General features: G+C 68.2%; 21 protein-coding genes. 9 read left to right on the top strand and 12 right to left on the bottom strand.

Annotated elements, in window-relative coordinates:
- Positions 1–152: 152 nt before the first annotated feature.
- From AAEX60_RS03665 to AAEX60_RS03650, 4 genes are all read right to left on the bottom strand, one after another.
- The gene (locus AAEX60_RS03665; RefSeq protein ID WP_342101310.1) at positions 153–551 is read right to left on the bottom strand and encodes a DUF6176 family protein; all 399 of its coding nucleotides are present in this window, start codon (positions 549–551) and stop codon (positions 153–155) included.
- Positions 552–613: 62 nt separating this feature from the next.
- Positions 614–1066, bottom strand: a complete 453-nt coding sequence (locus AAEX60_RS03660) for a GNAT family N-acetyltransferase (protein WP_342101309.1) — start codon at positions 1064–1066, stop codon at positions 614–616.
- Positions 1067–1112: 46 nt separating this feature from the next.
- Entirely contained in the window at positions 1113–1829 is a 717-nt protein-coding gene (locus tag AAEX60_RS03655) for a phosphotransferase enzyme family protein (protein WP_342101308.1), read from the bottom strand.
- A 124-nt stretch (positions 1830–1953) separates the two neighbouring features.
- Positions 1954–2325, bottom strand: a complete 372-nt coding sequence (locus AAEX60_RS03650; protein ID WP_342101307.1) for a thiol-disulfide oxidoreductase DCC family protein — start codon at positions 2323–2325, stop codon at positions 1954–1956.
- 26 nt (positions 2326–2351) lie between these two features.
- On the opposite strand from AAEX60_RS03650, the gene AAEX60_RS03645 reads away from it, so the two are divergent.
- Together AAEX60_RS03645 and AAEX60_RS03640 are read left to right on the top strand one after the other, a co-directional pair.
- Complete coding sequence (locus tag AAEX60_RS03645; protein WP_342101306.1) at positions 2352–3644, top strand: MFS transporter; 1293 nt, start codon at positions 2352–2354, stop codon at positions 3642–3644.
- 310 nt (positions 3645–3954) lie between these two features.
- Positions 3955–4626, top strand: a complete 672-nt coding sequence (locus AAEX60_RS03640; RefSeq protein ID WP_342101305.1) for a DUF3800 domain-containing protein — start codon at positions 3955–3957, stop codon at positions 4624–4626.
- 168 nt (positions 4627–4794) lie between these two features.
- Here the strand turns inward: AAEX60_RS03640 and AAEX60_RS03635 are convergent, their stop codons facing one another.
- A complete protein-coding gene (locus AAEX60_RS03635; RefSeq protein WP_342101304.1) occupies positions 4795–5127 on the bottom strand; it encodes a putative quinol monooxygenase in 333 nt (110 codons plus the stop codon).
- Positions 5128–5280: 153 nt separating this feature from the next.
- Here AAEX60_RS03635 and AAEX60_RS03630 point away from each other — a divergent pair, with 153 nt between their 5' ends.
- Entirely contained in the window at positions 5281–6447 is a 1167-nt protein-coding gene (locus AAEX60_RS03630) for an MFS transporter (RefSeq protein WP_342101303.1), read from the top strand.
- 116 nt (positions 6448–6563) lie between these two features.
- Here the strand turns inward: AAEX60_RS03630 and AAEX60_RS03625 are convergent, their stop codons facing one another.
- Genes AAEX60_RS03625 through AAEX60_RS03615 form a run of 3 tightly spaced genes read right to left on the bottom strand, consistent with a single transcriptional unit; the run spans position 6564 to position 10772 of the window.
- On the bottom strand, positions 6564–7307 hold the full coding sequence (locus tag AAEX60_RS03625) for a DsbA family oxidoreductase (protein ID WP_342101302.1): 744 nt from the start codon (positions 7305–7307) through the stop codon (positions 6564–6566).
- Between the two features lie 41 nt (positions 7308–7348).
- On the bottom strand, positions 7349–10276 hold the full coding sequence (locus AAEX60_RS03620) for an FAD-binding and (Fe-S)-binding domain-containing protein (RefSeq protein WP_342101418.1): 2928 nt from the start codon (positions 10274–10276) through the stop codon (positions 7349–7351).
- A gap of 37 nt (positions 10277–10313) precedes the next feature.
- Entirely contained in the window at positions 10314–10772 is a 459-nt protein-coding gene (locus AAEX60_RS03615) for a MarR family winged helix-turn-helix transcriptional regulator (RefSeq protein WP_342101301.1), read from the bottom strand.
- Positions 10773–10928: 156 nt separating this feature from the next.
- Here AAEX60_RS03615 and AAEX60_RS03610 point away from each other — a divergent pair, with 156 nt between their 5' ends.
- From AAEX60_RS03610 to AAEX60_RS03590, 5 genes are all read left to right on the top strand, one after another.
- On the top strand, positions 10929–11495 hold the full coding sequence (locus tag AAEX60_RS03610; protein ID WP_342101300.1) for a biotin transporter BioY: 567 nt from the start codon (positions 10929–10931) through the stop codon (positions 11493–11495).
- A gap of 79 nt (positions 11496–11574) precedes the next feature.
- On the top strand, positions 11575–12267 hold the full coding sequence (locus AAEX60_RS03605; RefSeq protein WP_342101299.1) for an energy-coupling factor ABC transporter ATP-binding protein: 693 nt from the start codon (positions 11575–11577) through the stop codon (positions 12265–12267).
- On the top strand, positions 12267–12875 hold the full coding sequence (locus AAEX60_RS03600; RefSeq protein ID WP_342101298.1) for an energy-coupling factor transporter transmembrane component T family protein: 609 nt from the start codon (positions 12267–12269) through the stop codon (positions 12873–12875). Before AAEX60_RS03605 ends, AAEX60_RS03600 begins: the two co-directional genes overlap by 1 nt.
- A 104-nt stretch (positions 12876–12979) precedes the next feature.
- Positions 12980–14872 carry an AMP-dependent synthetase/ligase gene (locus AAEX60_RS03595; RefSeq protein WP_342101297.1) on the top strand — a complete coding sequence of 631 codons (1893 nt, stop codon included), beginning with the start codon at positions 12980–12982 and terminating at the stop codon, positions 14870–14872.
- A 4-nt stretch (positions 14873–14876) separates the two neighbouring features.
- Positions 14877–15731, top strand: a complete 855-nt coding sequence (locus tag AAEX60_RS03590; protein ID WP_342101296.1) for an acyl-CoA thioesterase — start codon at positions 14877–14879, stop codon at positions 15729–15731.
- 532 nt (positions 15732–16263) lie between these two features.
- Here AAEX60_RS03590 and AAEX60_RS03585 read toward each other — a convergent pair.
- Both AAEX60_RS03585 and AAEX60_RS03580 read right to left on the bottom strand, forming a co-directional pair.
- Positions 16264–17985: a glycoside hydrolase family 13 protein gene (locus tag AAEX60_RS03585; RefSeq protein ID WP_342101295.1), complete on the bottom strand. Its 1722-nt coding sequence runs from the start codon at positions 17983–17985 to the stop codon at positions 16264–16266.
- 15 nt (positions 17986–18000) lie between these two features.
- Positions 18001–18750, bottom strand: a complete 750-nt coding sequence (locus AAEX60_RS03580) for a trimeric intracellular cation channel family protein (protein ID WP_342101294.1) — start codon at positions 18748–18750, stop codon at positions 18001–18003.
- A 135-nt stretch (positions 18751–18885) separates the two neighbouring features.
- On the opposite strand from AAEX60_RS03580, the gene AAEX60_RS03575 reads away from it, so the two are divergent.
- Positions 18886–20868, top strand: a complete 1983-nt coding sequence (locus AAEX60_RS03575) for an OPT family oligopeptide transporter (protein ID WP_342101293.1) — start codon at positions 18886–18888, stop codon at positions 20866–20868.
- Positions 20869–21135: 267 nt separating this feature from the next.
- On the opposite strand, the gene gndA is transcribed toward AAEX60_RS03575, so the two are convergent.
- Both gndA and AAEX60_RS03565 read right to left on the bottom strand, forming a co-directional pair.
- Positions 21136–22587 carry an NADP-dependent phosphogluconate dehydrogenase gene (gene gndA, locus AAEX60_RS03570; protein WP_342101292.1) on the bottom strand — a complete coding sequence of 484 codons (1452 nt, stop codon included), beginning with the start codon at positions 22585–22587 and terminating at the stop codon, positions 21136–21138.
- 49 nt (positions 22588–22636) lie between these two features.
- The gene (locus tag AAEX60_RS03565; RefSeq protein ID WP_342101291.1) at positions 22637–23974 is read right to left on the bottom strand and encodes an MFS transporter; all 1338 of its coding nucleotides are present in this window, start codon (positions 23972–23974) and stop codon (positions 22637–22639) included.
- Between the last annotated feature and the right edge of the window lie 86 nt (positions 23975–24060).

The raw sequence follows: 24060 nt of genomic DNA, 5'->3' as shown, positions 1-24060 counted from the left end.
AACCCACCGGGCCGATAGGTGGGTGATTTTGCCGATGACAGCCGTAGGTGGCGGGCCCTGTCGGCTTGGGGCAGGTCTACCGCAACTCGCCCGGCGCAAGGCTGCGGCGAGCTTCCAACCAAGCCGAAATGCCGTCTGCTGACTCAACCCTCCTAGCTGGATCGCCCTGTCCTGCCCCACGTGGTCATCGCTTGTATGACGTGGGTGGGGGCCAGCAGGAACATGGGTTCGAGGGGTTCCCAACCCTTCTCCTTGACCTGCATCGCATAGTCGAGATGATCAGCATCGAGCTGGGAGTCAACGTCCAGCGGTTCTCCGTCCACACCGGTCAACCCGACGTGATAGATCCACGTTTGCCCGTCCACCTCGGTGTGCAGGAACCACGCCTCGAACGCGGACCGCGCCGCTGCCAGAGTTTCGACGCACTCGTCGTAGCGGGAATTGAGCATTTGCATCCACTCCCGGGCCAGCATCTCTTTCCCCTTCAAGACCCGGGCACGCGCCAGTTCCAGGCGCAAGTCCCGCGGCACAGATGGAGGCATGTCACTCATGAGCCCATCATCTCAAGACACACACTGTCGTCTGCGTAGGGCGTCTCGCTCTTCTGCCGCTGTCAGGACTGTCTTGATGATCCAATCAGGCTGGAGCGCACGTACTCGAGCTCACGGACGGGCCCGTACTGCTGGCGGAGATGACCGGATGGTGACCACCCGCGCCGCTCATAGAACCTGCGCGCGTGCCTGTTGTCCTCGAGAACCCAGAGCCGCGTTGCACCGACTGCTGCATCCAGGAGACGCCCTCCTACTCCGCACCCGGCTGCTGATGGGAGCACGTAAAGGGCCTCGACCTCGTCCTGCCACGCCACGAACCCCACCGCCATGTCCTCGACCGAGGCTAGGGCAAGGCTGCCCGTGTACAAGTTCCACCTCTGTTGCGTTTCCTCGTGAGGGAACGGATCGGTGAAGATGTGCGCGTACGCATCCACCGCGGATTCCTCATGGATCCGGGCCACCAGCTGTCGCACTTCCGGGGAACTATGGACCACCTCTACGACGACGGAGTTCATGATCGTATCGAACCATGTGCAGACGCGATCATTCGCCGCGGCGGGATCAGGTCGTGGGCAGGCGTGGGGCCTCAATCCAAGCGCTGGGGATCCCGTCCGCCAACCAGCCGGCCTGTGGCTCGATACCGGCGCGGGCTGCTTCCACCACCTCGCGGACGGCCAGCCGCCGGCGGGCGGTGACCTCTGCCATGATGTCGATGGTCTCATCCCAGGCGTAACCATCGAGGAAGGCGTCGATACGCCGCCAGGCATCGATGGTGTGGTGCAGCCCTCGACGGTCAAGCTCGGCAGCGTCGACGTCGAACGGCGCGATCCAGTAGAGCGCATAGGCGACATCACTGATGCGCTCGGCTGGTCGAGCTGTGTCCCAGTCAAACAGACCGATGGCGCGACCATCTCGCCACGTCATGTTCGGAGGCTTTGGATCGCCGTGGCAGATCACTGGTCCGCCTTCGACCGTCACACTCCACTGGGCATTCGCGGGCGGAGTCCAATCCAGGGTGGCGTCATGGATGCTGCGCAACAGACGTCCCGCGGATCTCACCGACGCGATCGTTGTCTGGTGCGGCCAAGCCATCGTTCCTCCATCACCTGGAACGACCCGCAACAGTTCGTGGTTCGAATGAAGTTCCAAGGGCTCCGGCACAGGTGCGCCCTTGCCCACGAGATGGCGCAGAAGACTATGGACCGTCGGGGACCATGGCCCCGCGGGGCGACGAACCACGTCACCCATCACCACCACGGCGCCTCGATCATCACCCACGCTCCGACACTACGGCCCAGTCCGGTTCGCTCGCTGGCGTGATCCAGGACCCGGGCACGCGCCAACTCCAGATTGAGCCCTTGAGCAACGAATGGGGCATGCTGCCCAGCATCTCAGGCCGCGATCACGGCCTGGGCCCGGGCATCCGACAGGCCGCCGTGCCGCCCGGCAGCTCGTGGCGGTGCGCAGCAACCCATCGATAGACGGGGTTCGCGAGCCAGACCACCGGGGCGTGGGAGAGGAGCAGCCCGACGACGCGTAGCGGCTGCCGACCGGTGGCCAGCGCCCGCCCGATCGCCGCAGCTCCGTGGGTGACAGTGCCGTCGTCGGCCACGAAGGGGATCTCGCGAAGGGCGCGTTCTTCGTCGATTCCCAACGCCCGCAGCAACCCCGGCGTCATGGGCTCGACGCTGGCGCGCAGGCCCCGTCTCTCGAGCCAACCGGCGCATCGGGTGCAGAAACCGCAGTCCGGGTCGTAGAGCAGTCGGCCAGCCATGCTGCCAGTGTGGCAGGATGCCCCGGGTGAGGGACAAGAGCGGCATCCTGTTGGACATCCGTCCCTTCCGGGCGTCGCGGCACTTCACCTGGATGTGGTTCGGCGCGCTGGTCACCGGCGTCGGCAATGCTCTCACGGCGGTCGCCGTCGGCCTGCACGTCTACGAGCTCACCCATTCCACCTTCGCCGTCTCGATGGTGGGCGTCGTCGCCCTGGTGCCCACGCTGTTCGCGGGGCTCTACGGCGGCACCATCGTGGACCGCTTCGACCGGCGACGGGTGGCGCTGGCCGCCGCGGTGCTGGCCTGGCTGTCCACCGCCGGGATCTTCGCCCTGGCCCTGCTGGGCCGGGAGACCATCTGGAGCCTCTACCTGCTGTCGGCGGTGAACACAATCGGGGCCACCCTGGTCAGCGCCACCCGGCAGGCGATCATTCCCAACCTGCTGCCCGCCGACCTGCTGCCCGCGGCCGGAGCGTTGAACGGGATGAGCATGGGCCTCGTGGTGACCCTTGGCCCCAGCCTGGCCGGGCTGTTGGTGGCTCGCTTCGGCTTCGCCATCACCTACGGGCTGGACCTGCTGCTCTTCTGCGGCGCCTTCGCGGGGCTGGGTGCCCTTCCGCCGATGCCGCCCGAGCCCGGTGCGGAACACAAGACCTGGGCGGCCATCCGTGAGTCCTTCGCCTACATCCGCGCCACACCGGTGGTGGCGATGAGTTTCATCGTGGACATTGTCGCGATGACCTTCGGCAACCCCCGGTCCCTGTTCCCGGCGCTGGGGGCGGTGGTGATCGGCGGGGGAGCGGTCACCGCCGGGCTGCTGGCTGCCTCGTCGGCCATCGGGGCGGTGCTGTGCAGTCTGGTCAGCGGGCGGATCGTGTGCTGGAAGCGGCACGGCCGGGCGGTGAACCTCTCGGTGATCGCCTACGGCCTGTTCACCGTCGGGCTGGGCGTCGTCGCGTTGCTGGTGCGTACCGGGCACTGGCCGGGCGGCGCCGGAAGCCCCGAGCAGCTCAATCCGACGGCGATGGCCGCGGCGATGGCGATGCTGTTCGGGATGGGCGCCAGCGACAATGTCTCGGCCATCTTCCGCAACACCATCCTGCAGCAGGCGGTCCCGGACCGGATCCGCGGCCGGATGCAGGGGATCTACATCATGGTGGTGACCGGCGGCCCCCGGCTCGGCGACCTGTTCGTCGGGCTGGCCGCGCTGGGCGCGGTGTGGGCGCCGGCGCTGGTGGGTGGCGCCCTGATCATTGCCCTGGTCAGTGTGCTGATTCGCCTGGTGCCGGTCTTCCACCGCTACGACGCCACCGCCTGAACCAGCGCGAGTCAGCGCGGCCGCCTGCCAGGGCGGCCTGCGCGATCGAACCCTGCGAGGGTTGCGGATCAACCATCCCGGCTGGCGGCGCTGAGCGTGCCGGGCTGACCAGCGGGCCCTAAACGAGCGGACAGACGCAACGCTCGCAGTGTTGATCTTGCTGGCCCTGATCCGCCGTGCTCGTGCACTCGCATGTGGCCGTACCGTCACCGGCGTCAGCCGATCCCTGCGAGTGCGCTCAAGCCCACCGGTGAGTGGCGGAAGTGTCAGTGGCAGCTGATGGAATGGCTGCCATGAGTGGGGAAGCGCAATGAGGCTGGTCTATGTGGACGACTCGGGTGCCGAGCGTTCCGGCATCGCCAGCTTCAGCTGGGTCGAAGTGCCGGAGGAGCACTGGGCGCGGGTGCTGGGCAGCTGGCTCGACTACCGGGATCTGCTGTGGCGTCACCACGGAGTGGGCAAGGCCGTCGAGATCCATTCGACCAGCTTCACCAATGGCCGGGGGCGGCCCTCCACCAATGAAGAGTTCAACGCATCCAAGGCCCGGCGCCGGGCGGCCTTCCAGCGCGGGATCGAGATGCTGGCAGACGACGCTGCGGTGCAGGTGGGCACAGTCTTCGGCCGGACCCGAGGCCGGGGAGCCGACTACCGGCACGAGCGGATGCGGGTCTACCAGGCGATGGTCCGGCTGCTCGACGAGCGGCTGCGCGGCACGGGGGAGCGTGCGCTGGTGGTGATGGACGGCGACGGCACCGACACCGGCTACCTGAGTGCTCACCGCGCGCTTCGGCGGAGCACCCGTCATGTGCTGGAGGACCCGCTCTTCCAACACTCCGACCGGAGCCATTGGCTGCAAATGGCTGACATGGTGGCCTATTCGGCCTATCAGGAGGTGCTGGCGCTGCCGTCCAAGACCTATGCCCACAGTTGGTATCCCCGGCTGCGGCCCTGCGACGTGTTCGGCGGCCCCTGGCAGGTGTGATTCCGGCCGGGAACACGCGGCCGGAAAAGAAGCTGGACCCGTTTCCCTGCATGCGCAGGACGGGTCCGCATGTTCATGGTACGACGCTGCCCCGCCGGGCAGCAAGCGCAATTGCCCGGGTGGCCGTCCAAGTGTGTACCCCGGACGGCCACCCGGCGGCCGCGGAGACTACTGCTCGCCGGGCATCTCGATCTCGCCCAGATCGCTCCAGCCGTCCTGCGGGATCTCATAGGAGATCACCTTCGGGCGGGTGGCGGCGTACTGGCCCTGTTCCTTCATCGCCTTCTTGAAGTGCTCGCTGTTGACGTGCGCCGCGCCTGCCTCGCCGTCTCGGTAGGCCTCGATCAGGATGTACTCGTTGGGGTTGTCGACGCTGCGCGACCAGTCGAACCACAGGCAGCCGGGCTCGGCGCGGCAGGCCTCGGTGAACTCCTTGGTCAGCGACATGAAATCGTCGGCGTACTCGGGCTTGACGTCCCACTTGACGGTGATGGTGATCATGACCCAAGCCTGCCAGAACCAGCCCGGAAGGTACGTCGAGATGGTGGTGTGACGTTGCTGACCGTGGGAGGTCAGACACGTGCAAGAACCATCGCGACGTGCGATTGGGGCGCCCGGAGTACACCCGGGGAAGTCTGACCGTAAGGTAAGTACGTGCCTTCTTCGCCCACCCGTGCCCGGCAGGGCATCAGCCTGATGTTCTTCACCAACGGCATCCTGTTCTCGGTGCTGCTGCCGCGCTATCCCGAGCTCAAGTCCGCCCTGAGCCTGAGCAATACCGCCTTCGGCCTGGCCGTGATCGCCATGCCGATGGGCGCCATCCTGGCCGCCGCCCTGTCCGCGCCGCTGATGCGCAGGCTCGGCACTCGCGCCGTGATGACCGCCGGCACGGCCCTGGTGGCGTTGATGGTCTTCCTGGCCGGCACCAGTCACACCGTCTGGGTCTTTGCCGGGGCGCTGCTGGTGGCGGGCTTCGTGGACTCCATCGTGGATGCCGCCCAGAACGTCCAGGGCGTGCTGGTGGAGCAGTGGATGGGCAAGTCGGTGATCAACTCGTTGCACGCGCTGTGGAGCCTGGGCGCGACTCTTGGTGGCCTGGCGGGCTCCTGGTGTGCCGCGCAGCACATCCCGCTGTTCTGGATGCTGCTGGTCAATGGCGTGATCTGGAGCGCTTCGGCCTTCTTCGCGACCCCGTCGGGTGTGGTGGCCACCGACGACGACGGGCACGAGCCAGGGGCCGCCGGCGCGCGTACCCGGGCATGGAAGCTGCTTGCCCCGCTGGTGGTGCTGGCCATCTGTGGCACCCTGATCGAGGAAGTGGCCAACAGCTGGTCCGCGCTGTTCATGCGCACCGAACTGAGCGCCTCGGCCGGTCTGGCCGGGCTGGGCTTCACCACAATGTTGGGCGCCCAGTTCATCGGCCGGATGGCGGGGGACCCCATGACCGACCGCTGGGGCCGAGAGCGGGTGGCCCGGCTGGGCGGCGTGGTGATCGCCGTCGGTGCCCTGGTGTCCATCATCGCCCCCTCGGCCGTCGTCGCGCTGATGGGCCTGGCGCTGATGGGCTTCGGCTGCGCCACGCTGGTGCCCGCCGCCTTCGCCGCCGCCGCCCGCGTGCCCGGCCTGCCGCACGGCACCGGCGTGGCCGTGATGGGGTGGCTGATGCGGCTGGGCTTCCTGTGCACCTCGCCGATCATCGGCTTGGTCTCCGACCAGGCTGGGCTGCGCACCGCGCTGGTGGTGCCGCTGGTGGCCGGCGTCGCCGCGGCCGGGATCGCGCACTGGATGCGACGGGCCCTGGCGCCGGCTCCCGCGGTCTGAACGCCCGTCGGGTCTGATACCACCGCGCAGCCGTTGGTGTCAGGGGCAGCCGATGCAGCGGCTGCCCCAGCACTTTGCGGCTGCGCAGTGGGGGCCGGGGAGATCGCGACCCCGGCTCAGGCACACCCGTCAGGGCCGCAGGCGGGGCCCGAGGCGTCCAGACCCTCCAGCCCGGCGACGGCCAGCGGCTGGACCCGCGGGTGCAGCTCGCCCCACACCTGGGCCAGGGCCTGCTCGAAGACCTCGGCGGGTTGGGCGCCGGAAATGCCGTACTTGTTGGCGAGCACGAAGAAGGGGACGCCCTGGATGCCCAGCTGTCCGGCAAGGTTCATGTCGTTCTGCACCGCCTGGTCCAGCTTCTCGGCAATCGGTCCGTCGCCGACGGCCTGCCGGGCCGCCTCCTCTGCCAGACCGGAATCGACGGCGAGCCGGACCAGCACCTCGTGATCCGCGATCGACTCCCCGTCGGTGAAGTGGGCCTTGAGCAAGGCTATCTTGAGCCGGTGCACGCTGTGGCCGTGCTGGTCCTCGATGCGCGCGGCGTGCAGCAGCCGGTGCGCGCGACGGCTGTTGGCCACCCGCAGCGCGTCGAAGTCCAGTACCAGGCCCTCCGTGGCGCCGGCGGCGCGGACCTGCTCGACCATGTGCTCCACCTGTTCCTTCGGCATCTGCTTGCTGGCGGCCAGGTAGTCGGCCTCCGTGCCGTCGAAACTCTCCGGGAGCGCCGGATCCAGCTGGTAGCTGTGCAGCCGCACGCTCACCTCGCCGCGATGCTCGAATCCGTCGAGCACCCGCTGGAAACGGGTGAGCCCGATGAAGCACCACGGGCAGGCAATGTCGGACCAGATGTCAATCTCCATGCCCGCTCAACCCAGCGGGCGGCGTGGTTGTTCCGGATTGCTCAGCGGTGAGCCGCCAGCAGCTCGCCCAGGGTCATCGCGTCGCGAGCTTCCAGGTCCTTCACCTGCTTGCGGCAGCTGAAACCGTCGGCCAGCACGATCGCATCGGGGTGCTTGTGCAGGGCGGGCAGCAGGTCGTGCTCGGCCACCTTCACGCTCACCTCGTAGTGACCCTTCTCGACGCCGAAGTTGCCGGCCAGACCACAGCAGCCGCCCAGCGTGATGACCTCGGCGCCGGTCCGCTCCAGGATGGCCGCATCGGCGGCCCACCCGAGGACGGAGGAGTGGTGGCAGTGCGGCTGCGCGATGACGGTGTGCCCCGACAGGTCCGGCAGCTCCAGGTCCTCGACGGTGGACAGCAGCTCCGCCAGAGTGTGGATCCCATCGGCCACCGGCTGCACCCGCTCGTCGCCGTGCAGCAGCTCCTTGGCGTCGCTGCGCCACACGGCCATGCAGCTGGGCTCCAGCCCGACGATCGGGATCCCCGCCTCGACGATCGGATGGAGGATGTCCAGCGCATTGCGGAGCTGCTTGCGCGCGCCGTCGAGCTGGCCGGTGGTGATCCAGGTCAGACCGCAGCAGGCATTCTCCTGCAGCACCCGCGGCTCGAAACCGGTGCGGACCAGGGTCTGCACCAGGCCGGCGAGCTGGTTGCCGACGAAGGCATCGGTGAAGGAGTCCACCCAGATGACTACGGGCTTCGACGCAGGGGCCTCGACAGGCTCGGCCATCGTGCTGGGGTTGGACTCGGCCGCCGTGGGCTCATACGGGCTGGGCGTCGTGTCGTCGGTGTGCTGGGTGGCCTCGACAGGCTCTGACGACGAGGCCTCGACAGGCTCGGTCGTCGTGGAGAGAAGCTCGGCCACCGATCCCGACGCCAGCGCGGCGCCCGCCTTGCGGGCGCTGCCGTCGACCCGGAACTCGGGCATCGGGCGACGCTGGTCCACCCCGGCGGCCCAACGGATCAGGTGCTTGGTGCCGGGCAACTGGGTGCCCAGGTTTGCGATGCCACCCACCCCGGGAACCTTGGTCACCAGGCGGCCCCAGCGCGGCAACCAGCCGAGCGCGTAGTGGCTCATCGGGCGAAGCCGGCCCCGGTAGCTCTCGTACAGCACCCGGGACTTGTAGGAGGGCATGTCGATGCCCGTCGGGCAGTCCGACGAGCAGCCCTTGCAGCTCAGGCAAAGATCCAGCGCCTCGTGCACCTCGGGCGAGCGCCAACCCTGCGCCACCAACGAACCGTTGACCATCTCCTGCAGCACCCGGGCTCGGCCGCGGGTGGAGTCCTTCTCCTCCCGGGTGGCCTGGAAGCTCGGGCACATCACGCCGCCGCCGGAGGTGGAATCGGCCAGGCACTTGCCGACGCCGGTGCACTGGTGCACGGCGGTGACGAAGTCCGGGTCCTCCAGCCGCAGTGGCGAGTTCACCGTCGCCGCCACCCGGATGTCCGCCTCCACCGGCACGGGGTCGGTCAGGACGCCCGGGTTGAGCAGGTTGTTCGGGTCGAAGAGCTGCTTGACCTGCCCGAACAACGACAGGGCCTCCGGCGAGTACATCGCGGGAAGCAGCGCGGAGCGGGCCCGGCCGTCGCCGTGCTCACCGCTCATCGAGCCGCCGTGCCGGGCGGCCAGCGCCGCCGCCTGCTCCACGAACTCCCGGTAGCGACGGGGCCCGTCGGCCTGGTCCAGTGGGAAGTCGATCCGGCAGTGCACGCAACCGTCGCCGAAGTGGCCATAGGGGAGCCCCTGCAGGCCGTGCTCGCCCAGCAGCGCGTCGAACTCGCGCAGGTAGTCACCCAGCCTTGCGGGCGGCACGGCGGCATCCTCCCAGCCGGCATAGGCCGGGTTGTCCAGGCTGACCCCGGCCAGGCCGGCGCCGTCGGCGCGGATCTTCCACAGCTGGCCGGCCAGCGCGGCGTCGTCCACCACCCAGCCCTCCAGGGCGTGGCAGTCAGACACCAGAGCGTGGCAGCGTTCCCGCACGCTGGCCTCGTCGTCGCCGACCAACTCGACGAAGACCCAGCCGTCGCCCCGCGGCAGGTCTGGCAGGGCGGCCGCACCGTGTTGACGCTCGACCACGTCGTAGATCCGCCGGTCCATGCCCTCGCAGGCCACGGGGGAGTGCTGCAGGATGGTCGGCATGTCGTCGGCCGCCTCCGGCATGGACGCGTAACCCAGCGCCACCATCATGCTGACCGGGGCGTCGGCAACCAGTCGGACCGTGGCGGAGGTGATCAAGCCCAAGGTCCCCTCGGTGCCGGCGAAGAACCTGGCGACGTCAAAACCCTTTTCCGGCAGGAGGTGCTCCAGCGAGTAGCCGGAGACCTGGCGCGAGAAGTGGCCGAACTCGGTGCGGATCGTGCCCAGGTTGGCGGCGACGAGGTCCCGCAGGGCGGGCAGGGGAGCGGCATCCCTGCCGCCCTCACCCAGCCGGACCAGCTCGCCGGTTCCGGTGATCACGTCGAGGGCCACGACATTGTCCGCGCTGCGGCCATAGCCCAGCGCGCGCGGGCCGCAGGCATTGTTGCCGATCATCCCGCCGATGGTGCAGCGGGTCGCCGTCGACGGATCGGGCCCGAAGCGCAGGCCATGGGGCCGGGCAGCCACCTGCAGGGCCTGCTGCACGACGCCTGGCTGCACCACGGCGGTGCGGGCCTGGGGGTCGATCCGCCCAATGGCGTTCAGGTGGCGGGCGACGTCGATCACCAGCCCCTCGCCGACGGCATTGCCGGCGCAGGAAGTACCGGCGCCGCGGGGCACGATCGGCAGGCCCACCTGCAGGGCGGCCTGGACCACCCGGGTCAGCTCGTCGACGGTGCGCGGCCGGGCGACGGCCTGTGGCACGACGCGGTAGATCGAGGCGTCGGTGGAATAGAGGGCCCGGGTCAGGGTGCTGGCGTCGGTGCAGTCAGCGATGCCGGGCTGGGCCAGGAAGTCGTCGAGGGGGGAACTGAGCTGGGTCACCCCCTCAGTCTTCCACCGCCAGCACCGCCTGCATCACCCGTCCCAGAGCCTTGAAATCCTCCGGGTCCGCGGCGTCAACCAGGATCCGCCGGACCGCGGCGACGTGGCTGGGGGCCGCTTCCTCCAGCAGCTTGTAGCCACGGTTGGTGAGCTTGGCAATCACGCCACGCCGATCCTCGGGGGCGGAACACCGCTCCACCCAGTGTGACTTCTCCATCCGGGCGATGGCGTGGGTCAGGCGGGAACGGGACTGGTGCACCAGCTCGGCCAGCTCGCTCATCCGCAACTGACGTTTCTCCGCCTCGGACAGCACGACGAGGATCTCGTACTCGGCCAGGTCCAGCCCGTGGCGCCGCAGGTCCTGGTCAAGGTAGTTGTCCACCCGGGCGACTGCCAGCAGCCAGCTCCGCCAGATCCGCTGCTGCTCGGCGTCCAGCCACTGGGGTTCCTCGGAGTTGGCCATGGGATCACCCTACCGGGCCAGGACTTCACTTCCCCAAGACCCCCGCTATATCGTCACCCATATTCCCGAATGGCGGGCTGGCTTGGACTTCCTCGGGGAAGGGTGCATGATTTGAACGCTGTTCAATCGTTTGCGATTTCCCCGGGAGAACCACCCATGGCCACCACCAGTCGTTCCACCTCGCGTGACCTCGCCCTGATCGCCGTCTTCGCCGGCATCACGGCAGTGCTCGGCTTCCTGCCGCCGATCCACACGGGCCTGTCCCCAGTGCCGATCACCGCCCAGTCGCTGGGCGTCATGTTGGCCGGCGCCATCCTGGGAGCCCGCCGCGGCATGCTTTCCCAACTGCTGCTGATGGTGCTGGTGGCGGTGGGCCTGCCCTTCCTGGCCGGTGGACGGGGCGGACTCGGGGTCTTCGCCGGGCCGACCGTCGGTTTCCTGATCGGCTACGTGGTCTCCCCGTGGGTCATCGGCAAGCTGACCGAACGGCGCGGAGCCCCCTATTCGGTGCCGCTGGGCATTCTGTTCAACGTGATCGGCGGTATCGTCGTGATGTACTTCTTCGGAATCATCGGCATGTACCTGCGCCTTCAGATGTCGCTCAAGGCCGTAGCGGTGGCCAATGCCCCCTTCCTGATCGGCGATTCGATCAAGGCAGTGCTCACCGCCCTGGTGGCCGCCGGCGTCCACCGCGCCTACCCCGGCCTGCTGCGCCAGCGCTGAGTGATGGACCCCGCCCGCCATCGGCCCATGGGTGGTGGGGCAACCGTCGTGCTGATCGCCAGCTGACAGGAGAATCCGGATGAAGATCGAGGCGCGGGGCGTCGGACACGCCTACGGCGAGGGCAGCACCCGTCGGGTGGTGCTCCAGGGCGTCGACGTCACCCTGACCGAGCGTCGGATCGGCGTGATCGGGCACAACGGCTCCGGCAAGTCCACCTTCCTGCGGATGCTCAACGGGCTGGTGCTGCCCAGTGAGGGGCGGCTGCTGGTCAACGGGCTGGACACCGCCAAGGACGCGAAGGCCATCCGCAAGCTGGTCGGCTTTCTGTTCACCGACCCGGACAACCAGATCATCATGCCCACCGTCGCGGAGGACGTCGCCTTCGGTCTGCGGAAGTCGGGCCTGCCCGCCGACGAGGTCGACCGGCGGGTGGACGGGTTGCTGGACAGGTTTGGGCTGCTGGGCCACCGGGACCATCCTGCCCAGTTGCTCTCCGGCGGGCAGAAGCAGTTGGAGGCCCTGGCCGCGGTGCTGATCACCGAGCCGGAGCTGATCGTGATGGATGAGCCCACCACGTTGCTGGACATCCGCAATGCCAACCAGATCGGCCGGATCATCGACACCGTCGAGGCCACCGTGGTGTTGGCCACCCACCACCTGCACCTGCTTGACGACTTCGAGCGGGTGCTGGTCTTCGACCAGGGTCGGTTGGTGGCCGACGGCGATCCGGCCAGCTCCGTGGCCCACTACCGACGACTGATGGAGGCCTGATGCGCTCCACGTTGGGGCTGTACCGGCCGGGCGACAGTGTCATCCATCGGATGCCGGCCGGAGCCAAGCTGTTGGCGCTGGTGGTGCTGGGGGCCGCGTCGGTCTGGTTGCAGGGCTGGTGGTACGTGGTCCTCGGCTGCCTGGCCGCTGTGCTGGCGCTCTACCCCCTGGGCGGCTTCGGGCCGAAGGTGGCGTGGCAGCAGGCCCGCCCGATGCTCTTGCTGCTGGCCTTCACCGCCGTCTTCCAGACCTGGAGCCTGGGCTGGCGACAGGCCGTGGCCATCACCGGGATGATCGTGGTGCTGGTGCTGGCCGCCGCGCTGGTCACCCTGACCACCCGCACCACGGCACTGATCGACGTGGTGGTGCGCTGTTGCGGGCCGCTGCGCCGCTTCGGGGTGGACCCGGAGCGCGTCGGTCTGATGCTGAACCTGGGGATCCGCTGCGTGCCGTTGGTGGCCGCGATCGCCGCGGAGGTGAAGGAGGCGCAGATGGCACGCCTGGGCCAGTTCAGCCTGCGCGCCTTCGCCGTCCCACTGGTGGTGCGCTCCTTGCGCGACGCCGATGCCCTGGGGGAAGCCCTCGCGGCCCGCGGTATCGACGACTGACGGCGCCGCCGCCGTCGTTGTTGTCCGGCAGACTCCGGCCACGATGGCGCGGGCACGCACTGCGCCTCCGGAGGCTCTCAGGGACGGACCGATAGGGTCGCATGGTGAACGAAACGTTTGGTGACACGCCTGAGCCCAACCCGCTGGAGCTGCGCGAGCAGGTCCTGAGCCAGTGTCCTGCGTCGCTGACGCACGCGCTGGATGCCCGCGTCGAGCAGTCCGGTGACCGCCTTGCCTTCCTAGTCCCCAGCCGGAAGGCCACCAAGGATGCCGAGACCTGGCGCGAGGTGGACTACCGCACCTTCCGCGACGAGGTGCACGAGCTGGCGGCCGGCCTGCTCACCCTGGGCGTGCAGCCGGAGGATCGGGTCGCCATCGCCGCGGTCACCCGCTACGAGTGGGTGCTGGCGGACATGGCCATCGCCTGCTCCGGCGCCGCCCTGACCGCCATCTACCCGAACTGCACCGACCACGACGAGCTCTACATCCTCAAGGACTCCGGCACCACGATGATGTTTGCGGAGAACCAGCAGCAGGTGTCCAAGGTGCAGGCGCATGACGACGAGCTGTACGACCAGCTGCGTCACATCATCATCATCGACGACGATCGGGAGGCGGTCGACCGGGTGGACCAGCGGGTCATCACCCTCGACGAGCTGCGGGCCCGCGGCCGGGAGGCGCTGGCCGGCGACGCGGAGCTGGTGCGCCGCAGTATCGAGCGGATCGGCCCCGAGAGCCTCGCCACCCTGATCTACACCTCCGGGACCACCGGCCGCCCCAAGGGCGTCGAGCTGACCCACCTCTCCATGGTCTACGTCGGGCAGGCCTTCAAGCGGATGGGCTTCCTCTCGGAGGAGGACCGGCACTATCTGTGGCTGCCCCTGTCTCATGTCTTCGGCAACTGTTTGCTGTCCGCCCAGTGGGCCTATGGCTTCGCCACCGCCATCGACGGGCGACCCGACCGGATCGTGCAGGGCCTGGCCGAGACCCATCCGACGGTGATGTGCGGCGTGCCGCGGATCTACGAGAAGATCCGCGCCGCCGTGCTGACCGCCAGCCCCAAGGGCGGCGCCAAGGGCCGGATCGCCCGGTGGGCCTTCGCCGTGGGGCGCGAGTCGCGTGCCTACCGCTACGAGGGCCAGCCGATGCCCGTCGGACTGAAGATGCGTTACGGAGTGGCCGACAAGCTGGTCTTCGACAAGCTCAAGAAGACCATGGGCGGCGAGATGCGCTTCCTGATCTCCGGCTCGGCGAAGCTTTCCAGCCAGGTCACCGAGTGGTTCTACTCCGCGGGCATTCACATCATCGAGGGCTACGGCTCCACCGAGACCACCGTCAGCATCCTCAACCCGCCGGAGGCGGCCAAGTTCGGCAGCATCGGGCCGGTGGTGCCCGGCATGGAGGTCAGCTTTGCCGACGACGGGGAGATGCTGCTGCGCGGGCCCCTGGTTTTCCGCGGCTACCACAACCGGCCGGAGAAGACCGCCGAAGTGTTGGATGCCGACGGCTGGTTCCACACCGGTGACGTCGCCGAGCTGGATGAGGACGGCTACATCTTCATCACCGATCGCAAGCGGGACCTGATCAAGAGCTCCGGCGGCAAGTACGTCGCCCCGCAGAAGGTGGAGAATGCCATCACCGCGAACATCCCCTATGTCAGCCAGGCCGTCGCGCTGGGGGAGAACCGCAAGTACATGGTGGCCCTGGTCACCATGGAGCGGGAGGCGCTGCTGAGGTGGGGCCGCAACCATGGCCACGCCCACGCCAGTTACGAGGAGCTCACCCAACTGCCGGAGGTCAAGGCCTCCATCGAGCGGTTCATGGCCAAGGCCAATGCCAAGCTGGAACGCTGGGAGACCATCAAGCGCTTCGCCATCCTGGACCACGAGTTCAAGGTGGACGACGGGGGTGTCACTCCCACCCAGAAGGTGCGTCGCGACGTGATTGCCCGCAAGTACGCGCACATCGTCGACTCCCTGTACGACAAGGAGGACTGAGCGCGTGCAGCATCCCGTGGCGACGCTGGAGGTGCCGATCCGCTGGACGGATCTGGACCTGCAGGGGCACGTGAACAACACCCTGGTGGCCGAATACCTCCAGGAGGCCCGCACCGCGCTGTTGGCCGGTGGCCCCAATGCCCACATGCTGGGCGGCGGGATCCTGGTGGCCGGCCACTCGGTGGAGTACCGGCGCTCGATCCACTTCGGCGCCGGGCCGCTGCTGGCCGAGGTGGGGGTCTACGGGGTTGGTGCTTCGCTCTTCCATGCCCGCTACGAGTTGCTGCAGGAGGGCCAGATCTGTGCGCGCGCCAGCACCCGGCTGTGCCCCTTCGACTTCGAGCGGCAGGCGCCCCGACGGCTGACCGACCAGGAACGTGGCTGGTTCCGGGAAGTGGCCGACGAGGCGCCCGAGATGCGGCCCTTGACCGCGCCCGCCCTGGAGGGACGCGGGCATGTGCACGAGTTCCTGGTCCGTTGGGGCGACGTTGACCGCTACGGCCACGTGAACAATGTGCGCCACTTCGACTATGTGCAGGAGGCCCGGATTGCGGCCACCACCGCGGCCGACCCCGGGATGTCCCGGGACGGGGGTGAGGTGCGCTGGGTGGTGGCCCGGCAGGACGTCGACTACCTGCACCAGATCAGCCACCGGATGGAACCCTATGCGGTGCACACCGCGGTGACGGCGATCGGCCGGACCTCGTACACGCTCGCTGCGGAGATCGTCGACCCCCAGGCCGACGGCCAGGTGCTGGCCCGGGCTCGTACCGTCCAGGTCTGCACCGACGCCGCGGGCGCCAAGCGTGAGCTCCCGGATTCCACCCGTGAAGGTCTGGGCTCACTGCTGGTCAGCTGACTCGTCGTGGCGGGATTCGTCAGGGAAGTCATCCCACCGAATGGGTGTGGGGTTGAAGGCCAGTGATTGCCCGCCAGTAGGGGGACCAATGTGTCGCGATCGGCCCTGCTGGGATCGTGTCGCACCAGCGTGACTGCCGGGTCTGGACCCTACTCGAGCACCCGCCAGCCGGGGGGGGCAATCCGGACTGGCCACAACAAATGCGGCAGGTCAGTTGTCCAGGCCCCTTGAAGGGCACTTGGACAACTGACCTGCCGCATTTGTTGTGGTGGTGTCGACGGGACCTCTCGACCCACACGATCGGAGGGCTTGCGCTGGTGGTTCACCAGTGTGAGTTCGGGGGAGGCCCCGCCTTTCAGTCGTCTTCCGACATGAGCCGCCAAGGTGATGTCCACGACGCCGCCTCCGCAGCGCGTTACGTCGAGTGGTGAGCCTCGCCGCAGGTGCTCAGCCGTAGTGGTAGCGGCAGGCGGCAATTCGCACCTCGTCGCCCACGATCTTGTAGACCAAGCGAGCCTGCCACCCCTCCGGTTCAGACCTTGAGCCAGGCCGTCGCGTCGGTGGGCAGCTTGCCGTCCACCAGCTCGACGGTGGAGACCAGCAGCTCGCCGTCGAGCGCCACCGGCTCGGGGCCATAGTTCACCACGCACCGGAAGCCGGGCTCGCGGGTGAAACTCAGTACCTGATCGCCGGACTCGTCCCAGCTCATCGCCCCGTCGCCCAGCGCCTCCAGTTCGTGCCGCAGCCCGAGCAGGATGCGGAACAGGTTCAGCGTGGACTTGGGGTCGGATTCCTGGGCCATGGCGGTCAACTCCGCCCAGCCCGCGGGCTGGGGGAGCCACGGCTCGGCGTCGGTACCGAAACCGAACGGAGCCTCCGCGCCGGACCACGGGATCGGCACCCGACAGCCGTCGCGACCCTTGACGGTGTGGTTGGAGCGGATCCACGTCGGGTCCTGACGCAGTTCGTCGGGCAGGTCCTCCACCTCTTCCAGACCCAGCTCCTGACCTTGGTAGACGTAGGCGCCGCCGGGCAGCGCCAGCATCAACGCGGCCCCGGCGCGGGCGCGACGACGGCCCAGCTCCACGTCGGTGGGCAGATCCTGCATGTGCTCCTGCCAGTGGCCATCCTCATCGGTATCCATGGTGCCGAAGTGCCGGCCGGACAGGCTCTTGCCGTAGCGGGTGACCGCCCGCAGCACGTCGTGGTTCTCCAGCACCCACGTCGTCGGGGCGCCGACGGAATCATGCGCGCGGATGGACTCGTCGATCACGATCCGCATGCTGTCCGCGGCCCACTCGGACTGCAGGAACTCGAAGTTGAAGCTGGTGTTCAGCCGGTCGCTCCGCACGTATTCCACGAGGCGATCCAGGGGCAGGTAGGCCTCACTGACGAAGATCCGGGCGCCGAGCTCGGTGCCGGCGTAGGTCTCGGCCAGCGCGCGCCAGCGACGCTGGATCTCCGCCAACCCGGGCTGGTCCCACAGCGGCGAGCCGGGAACCTTCTGCCAGGAACCCATCCCGGTCAGTGGGTCGATGGGGGTGTCCTGGAAGTCGGGTGCCTTCACCAGGGAATCGGCGACGTCCACCCGGAAGCCGTCCACCCCGCGGTCGAACCAGAAGCGCAGCACGCGGTCGATCTCGGCGCGCACCGCCTCGTTCTCCCAGTTCCAGTCGGGTTGCTCCGGGGCGAACATGTGCAGGTAGAACTGCGCCGGCCTGCCGTCGACGGCGGGGGAGACCTGTTCCCACATCGAGCCACCGAACAGGGCTCCCCAGTTGGTGGGCGGCTGGTCCCCGTCGGGGCCAATCCCGTCGCGGAAGATGAACATGTCCCGCTCCGGGGAGCCCGGCTCGGCGGCCAGCGCCTTCTGGAAGAGTGGGTGGTCGATGGAGCAGTGGTTGGGCACCAGGTCGATCAGCACGCGCAGGCCCAGCTCGTGGGCCTTGGCGACGAACTCGTCGGCATCGGCCAGGCTGCCGAAGTCCGGGTTGATGTCGCAGTAGTCGGCCACGTCGTAGCCGCCGTCCCACAGCGGCGACGGGTACCAGGGCGACACCCAGATGGCGTCGACACCCAGGTTCTTCAGGTGGGGTAGCTTGTCGATCATGCCCCGGACGTCGCCGGTGCCGTCAGTGTTCGCGTCGGCGAAGCTGCGCGGATAGATCTGGTAGGTGACGGCGGAACGCCACCAGTTCGGGTCATCGAAGGTCACCCCACCAACCCTACTGACCGTGTGGTGAGTTCCGCGCATTGGTGGCGGATGCCGTCAGTCGCGACGGCGCTTCTGCCGGGGCCGGGGGAGCCGGCCGGGCGGCTGCACCCCACGCCACCACGACGGCCGGGGAATGTTGCTGAAGGTGCTGCGGGGGCGCAGGTTGAAGGCCATCGGCAGGGTCCAGCCGCGCCAGATCCCGCCCAGGGTCAGGCCGCTGCCCACGGCGAAGCTGGTCAGGGTGGCCGCCACATGGTTGCCCGTCGGCCACAACAGCACCGTGACCAGGCTGCCGGCCATGGCGCTGGTGGCATACAGCGTGTTGCCCCCGAAGACCGTCGGGATCCGACGCAGCAGGATGTCGCGCAGCATCCCACCGCCGACGGCGGTCACGGTGCCCAGCAGGATGGCCGACATCGGGCTGAAGCCATGGGCGAGGGCCCGTTGGGAACCGGCGGCGGCCCACGCGCCCAACGCCAACGCGTCGATCACCGGGAAGAGCCGGTCCCAGAACTGGTGGGTGATCGGGATCATGAACGCGATCGCGGCGCCGATCAGCGCGGCGGTGAAATAGGTCCCGTCCACCAGCGCCACCGGGGTGCCGCGCTGCATCAGGGTGTCGCGGATCAGGCCGCCGCCCAGCGCGGAGCAGATGGCCAGCGTGCCGAAGCCGATCGGGTCCATGTTCTCGGCCCGGGCCATCACCCCGCCCAGGATGGCGTTGAACAGCACTCCGGTGAGGTCGATGAAGCGGACGGCGTGGTTGAGGGTGTCGGTGTCCAGCGGCACATCCAGGGGATACACGCGGCCATTCTGGCACCGACCCGGCAGGGGCGACGACGTCGTCCGTCCCGCCCCCACTGGTGCGCCCGGATGGCCCAGCAACTAAAGTTTTGCGCGCCGCGCACGACATTGTGCGCCTTCCACAGGAGATTTCCCTTGTCCACTTCAACTTCCCCGACGCCGGTCCGTCCGGCCAGCACGGGCCTGCGTGAGCTCACCCTGCGGGGTGTGATCATCGGCGGCATCATCACGCTGGTCTTCACGGCCGCCAATGTCTACCTGGGCCTCAAGGTGGGCCTGACCTTCGCGACGTCGATCCCCGCCGCCGTGATCTCGATGGCCATCCTGCGGTTCTTCAAGGACCACACCATCGTCGAGAACAACATCGTCCAGACCATCGCCTCGGCCGCCGGCACCCTGAGCGCGATCATCTTCGTGCTGCCCGGCCTGGTGATGCTGGGCTACTGGTCCGGCTTCCCCTACTGGACCACTGCCGCCGTCTGCTTCTTCGGCGGCGTGCTGGGCGTGATGTACTCCATCCCGCTGCGACGCGCCCTGGTCACCGGCTCCGACCTGCCCTACCCGGAGGGCGTCGCCGCGGCCGAGGTGCTGCGCGTCGGTGATTCCGCGGGCGGATCCGAGGAGAATGCCCGCGGCCTGAGGGTGATCATCACCGCGGGTCTGGCAGCTGCGGCCTTCACCGTGGTCGCCAAGATGAAGCTGGTCGCCGAGGGCGTCCAGCAGGCGCTGCGGATTGGCAGCGGCGGCACCATCGTCGGTACCAGCCTGTCCCTGGCCCTGATCGGTGTCGGTCATCTGGTGGGCATCACCGTCGGGATCGCCATGGTGATTGGCCTGTTGATCAGCTATGGCGTGATCCTGCCGATCATGACCCAGGGCAAGCTCGACCAGTCGCTGCCCCTGGCCAAGGCCGTGCAGACGGTCTTCGCCAGCGACGTGCGCCTGATCGGCGCCGGAACCATGGCGGTTGCCGCCGTGTGGACGCTGGTCAAGATCATCGGCCCCATCATCAAGGGGATCAGCGAGTCGCTGACCGCGCACCAGAAGGCCAGCAGCGAACTGGCGATCGAGGAGCGCGACCTGTCGATGACCGTCGTGATCGGCACCACCCTGGCCTCCATGCTGCCGATCGGTGCGCTGCTGTGGTTGTTCACCCGCGGCACCCCGCTGGAGGGCAATTCCACCGGCCTGGTCATCACCTCGGTGCTCTTCGTGCTGCTGGTCGGGCTCTTCGTCGCCTCGGTCTGTGGCTACATGGCCGGTCTGATCGGCGCGTCCAATTCGCCGATCTCCGGCGTCGGCATCATCGTCGCGATCGCCGCGGCGCTGCTGATCAAGGGCGTGCACGGGGCCGGGAGCGGTGACATGACCGAGGCGCTGGTGGCCTACACGCTGTTCACCACCGCTGTGGTCTTCGGTGTCGCCACCATCAGCAATGACAACCTGCAGGACCTGAAGACGGGCCAGTTGGTGGGCGCCACCCCATGGAAGCAGCAGGTGGCGCTGATCATCGGCGTGGCCTTCGGTTCCGCGATCATCCCGCCGGTGCTCGCCGTGATGAACACCTCCTTCGGCTTCGCCGGGGCCCCCGGCGCCGGCCCCAATGCGCTGGCCGCCCCGCAGGCGTCGCTGATCTCCACCCTGGCCAAGGGCGTGCTCGGCGGGGGCCTGAACTGGCAGCTGCTGGGCCTCGGTGCCCTGATCGGCTGCGTCGTGGTGGCGATCAACGAGATCCTGGGCAAGACCAGCAAGGGCAAGCTGGCCCTGCCGCCGCTGGCCGTGGGCATGGGCATGTACCTGCCGATCAGCCTCACCCTGATGATCCCGATCGGCGCCCTGCTGGGGCTGCTCTACGACAAGTGGGCCAACCGCACCGCAAATCCCGAGCGCTCCAAGCGCCTGGGCACCCTGCTGGCCACCGGCCTGATCGTCGGTGAGAGCCTGTTCGGCGTGATCTACGCCGGCATCGTCGCCGCCACCGGCGAGGAGGAGCCGATGGCCGTGATCACCGCCGAGTCCTGGGCCAATCCCGCGCAGCTGGTGGGCATCGCGGTCTTCGCTGGTGTCGTCGCGGTGCTGTACGTGTGGACCCGGAAGCAGGCCACCGCCAAGGCCTGATCGACGGTTCACCCGAAACGGGGTGGGTGCCGGCAGCAGCCGGTGCCCACCCCGTTTCGCGTGGTCGGGAGGGGCGGGTAGATCGTGGTCAGTTGTCCAGTTATCCCGATAGAGCGAATGCCGTTCCCCAGCGCCACAGAGGCAATGGACCCCCGTCAGCGCTCTATCGGGATAACTGGACAGCCGTCCAAGCGAATGTGGGGGCGCTCAGACAGGGAAGGGCCCCGGCACCACTCGATGCCGGGGCCCTACGCGGATCTGACTGGGTCAGTGGTTGCCGGCGTCGCCCGCCACCTCGGACTTGTCGCCCGACCACAGAGTGTGGAAGGAGCCCTCGGTATCGGTCCGCTTGTAGGTGTGCGCCCCGAAGTAGTCCCGCAGGCCCTGGGTCAGGGCCGCGTTCAGCCGGGGAGCGCGCACCTGGTCGTAGTAGGCCAGGGCGGAGCTGAAGCCGGGCACCGGCACGCCGGCCGTCACCGCGGTGGCGATCACCCGACGCCAGGCCTCCTGTCCCTTGGCCAGCTCAGCCTTGATGGACGGGGCCTCCAGCAGCGTCACCAGGTTGTTGGCGGCGTACTCATTGCTGATCCGGTCCAGCAGCTTGGCGCGGATGATGCAGCCGTCGCGCCAGATCTTGGCCACCGCGGCCACGTCGATCTCCCAGCCGTACTCGGCGGCGGCATTGCGGATCTCGTCCAGGCCCTGGGCGTAGGCCACCACCTTCGCGGACCACAGCGCCTGCCGGATGTCGTCGGTGAAGGCCTTCACGTCCGCCACGGACAGGGAACCGTCCGGGCCCTCCAGTGCGGCCTGGGCGTGCTCACGCAGCTCGGGCGACGAGGAGATGGCGCGGGCGAAAACCGCCTCGGAGATGGCATTGACCGGCACGCCCAGCTTCAGGGCGGACTGCACGGTCCAGGTGCCGGTGCCCTTCATCCCGGCGGCGTCGACGATCACGTCCACCAGGGCCTTGCCGGTCTTGGCATCGGTCTGGCGCAGCACCTCGGAGGTGATCTCGATCAGGTAGGAGTCCAGGTCACCGGTATTCCACTCGGCGAAGATGTCGGCCATCTGCGCGTTGTCCAGCCCGGCGGCCTTCAGCAGGGTGTAGGCCTCGCCGATGAACTGCATGTCCGCGTATTCGATGCCGTTGTGCACCATCTTCACGAAGTGGCCGGCGCCGTCGGTGCCGATGTAGGTGCAGCAGGGCTCGCCCTCGTACTGCGCGGCGATCTTCTCCAGGATGGGGCCCAGGGCCTCGTAGGACTCCTTGGGGCCGCCGGGCATCATCGACGGGCCCTCGAGCGCCCCGACCTCACCACCGGAGATGCCGCAGCCGACGAAGTGCAGCCCGGCCTCGCGCACCTTGGCCTCGCGACGGATGGTGTCCTCGTAGAAGGCATTGCCGCCGTCGACGATGATGTCTCCGTCCTCCAGCAACGGGATCAGCTGGTCGATCACCGCGTCGGTGCCCTTGCCGGCCTGCACCATGATGATGATCCGGCGCGGCCGCTCCAGGGAGGCGACGAAGTCCTCGATCTTCTCCGATGCAATGAAATTGCCCTCGGTGCCGTGCTGGGCGATCACGTCCTGGGTCTTGGCGTAGGTGCGGTTGTAGAGGGCGACGGTGTAACCCTTGTGCGCCATGTTGCGGGCCAGCGACGAGCCCATCACGGCCATTCCGATCACTCCGGCGTCGGCCAACTGGGTGGTTGTCATCTCTCTCCTCGGGTTGGGGATGTGGTTCGTGGGATCAGGGGGTCGGCGCTCAGAAGGCGCCCGAGGCGATCAGCTCGGTGCGCTCCGCCTGCAGCGCGACGTCCTTCGGGTAGATCTTGTAGAAGATGGTCCAGAAGATGGCATTGGCAATGTAGGGCAGGGTGACGAAGTAGAGCAGGGTGTCCTGCAGGCCGAACTGGTCGGCCAGCCTACCCGTCATCAGACTCATGAAGGCGGTCAGCGCTCCCTGGATCAGGCTGAAGAGCACCGCGAAGGCGGTGGCGGAGAGCTGGACCGGAGCGACTGAGGAGACCATCGGCAGCACGCAGCCGGAGAAGCCGATCGAAAAGACCAGCCCCAGCAGGAAGGCGACCACCAGGTAGGTGCCCTTGTCGAACCGGATCTGGAAGGCGGCGTAGGTGGCGGCGGCGAACAGCAGGCAGTAGATCTGGAAGAGCATGATCCGGCCGCGGTCCCCGAACTTCTTCTGGAAGAGGTCGCCCAGGAAGCCGCCCAGGAAGGCGGAGGCCAGCATGCCCAGCTGCATGATCGTGTACAGGTAGGAGGCGTACTTCACGCCCCAGCCCAGATCATTGGCCCAGAATTTGCCCTGGAAGCCGAACATGATCAGGGAGGTGACCATGGGCAGCATCAGGGCCATGCCGACGATGGTGGGGATCTTGAACAGCTTGGGCACGTCGGACCAGCGGAAGACGCCGGAGTCCGGGTCGTCGGAGATCCGCGCCTCGGTGCGCTCGGGTTCCTTCACGAAGATCAGGATCAGGATGCCGGAGATGATGGACAGCGCGCCCATCACGAACATTGCCCAGCGCCAACCATTCGGGTTGTCACCGAACTGGCCCAGGGCCGGGGTGAGCGCCATCCCGATGAAGGCGCTGATGCCGCGCACGGTGCCGAAGGCCTTGCCCCGCTCGTGCTTGGCGTAGAGGGAACCCAGCAGGCCATTCATGGTCGGCTCGCTGGCCACGGTGCCCACCAGGGCGATGAAGTAGAGGATCCACAGCTGGGTCCAGGTCTGCGCGAAGCCGGTAGCCAGGGTCCACAGGCCCCACACGCCGGTGACGATGAACAGGATCTTCTTGCGGCCGAAGCGGTCGGCGGCGATCGCCCAGGCCGGGCCGAAGGCCATCCGGGCCAGCATGGACAACGAGTTCAAGAAGCCCAGTTCGCTGTTGCCCAGGCCGAAGGCGTTCATGATCTGCGGGAAGAAGACCTTGGAGACGCCGCCCTCGGTGTTGTCGATGGACTGGGCGGTGGCCAGGGCGACGGCTGCACCGCCGCGCCCCTTGGGCGGCACGAAGGTCTGGCCGGACGGTGCGGTGGCGCCGGTGGCCGGCGTGGCGGCTGGGTCGTGGCTGGAAGTCATGTTGTTGCCTTTCGGCTCGCGACGGTGCGAGGACTGGTGATTGCTCGATCATTGCCGGACAGGCCCGGTGGGGTGGGCATGTTGCC

This window comes from Luteococcus sp. H101 (assembly GCF_038433155.1).
Taxonomy (GTDB): Bacteria; Actinomycetota; Actinomycetes; order Propionibacteriales; family Propionibacteriaceae; genus Luteococcus.
The sequence above is the reverse complement of the archived record's forward strand: the minus strand, read 5'-3'. Positions and strand labels throughout refer to the sequence as shown.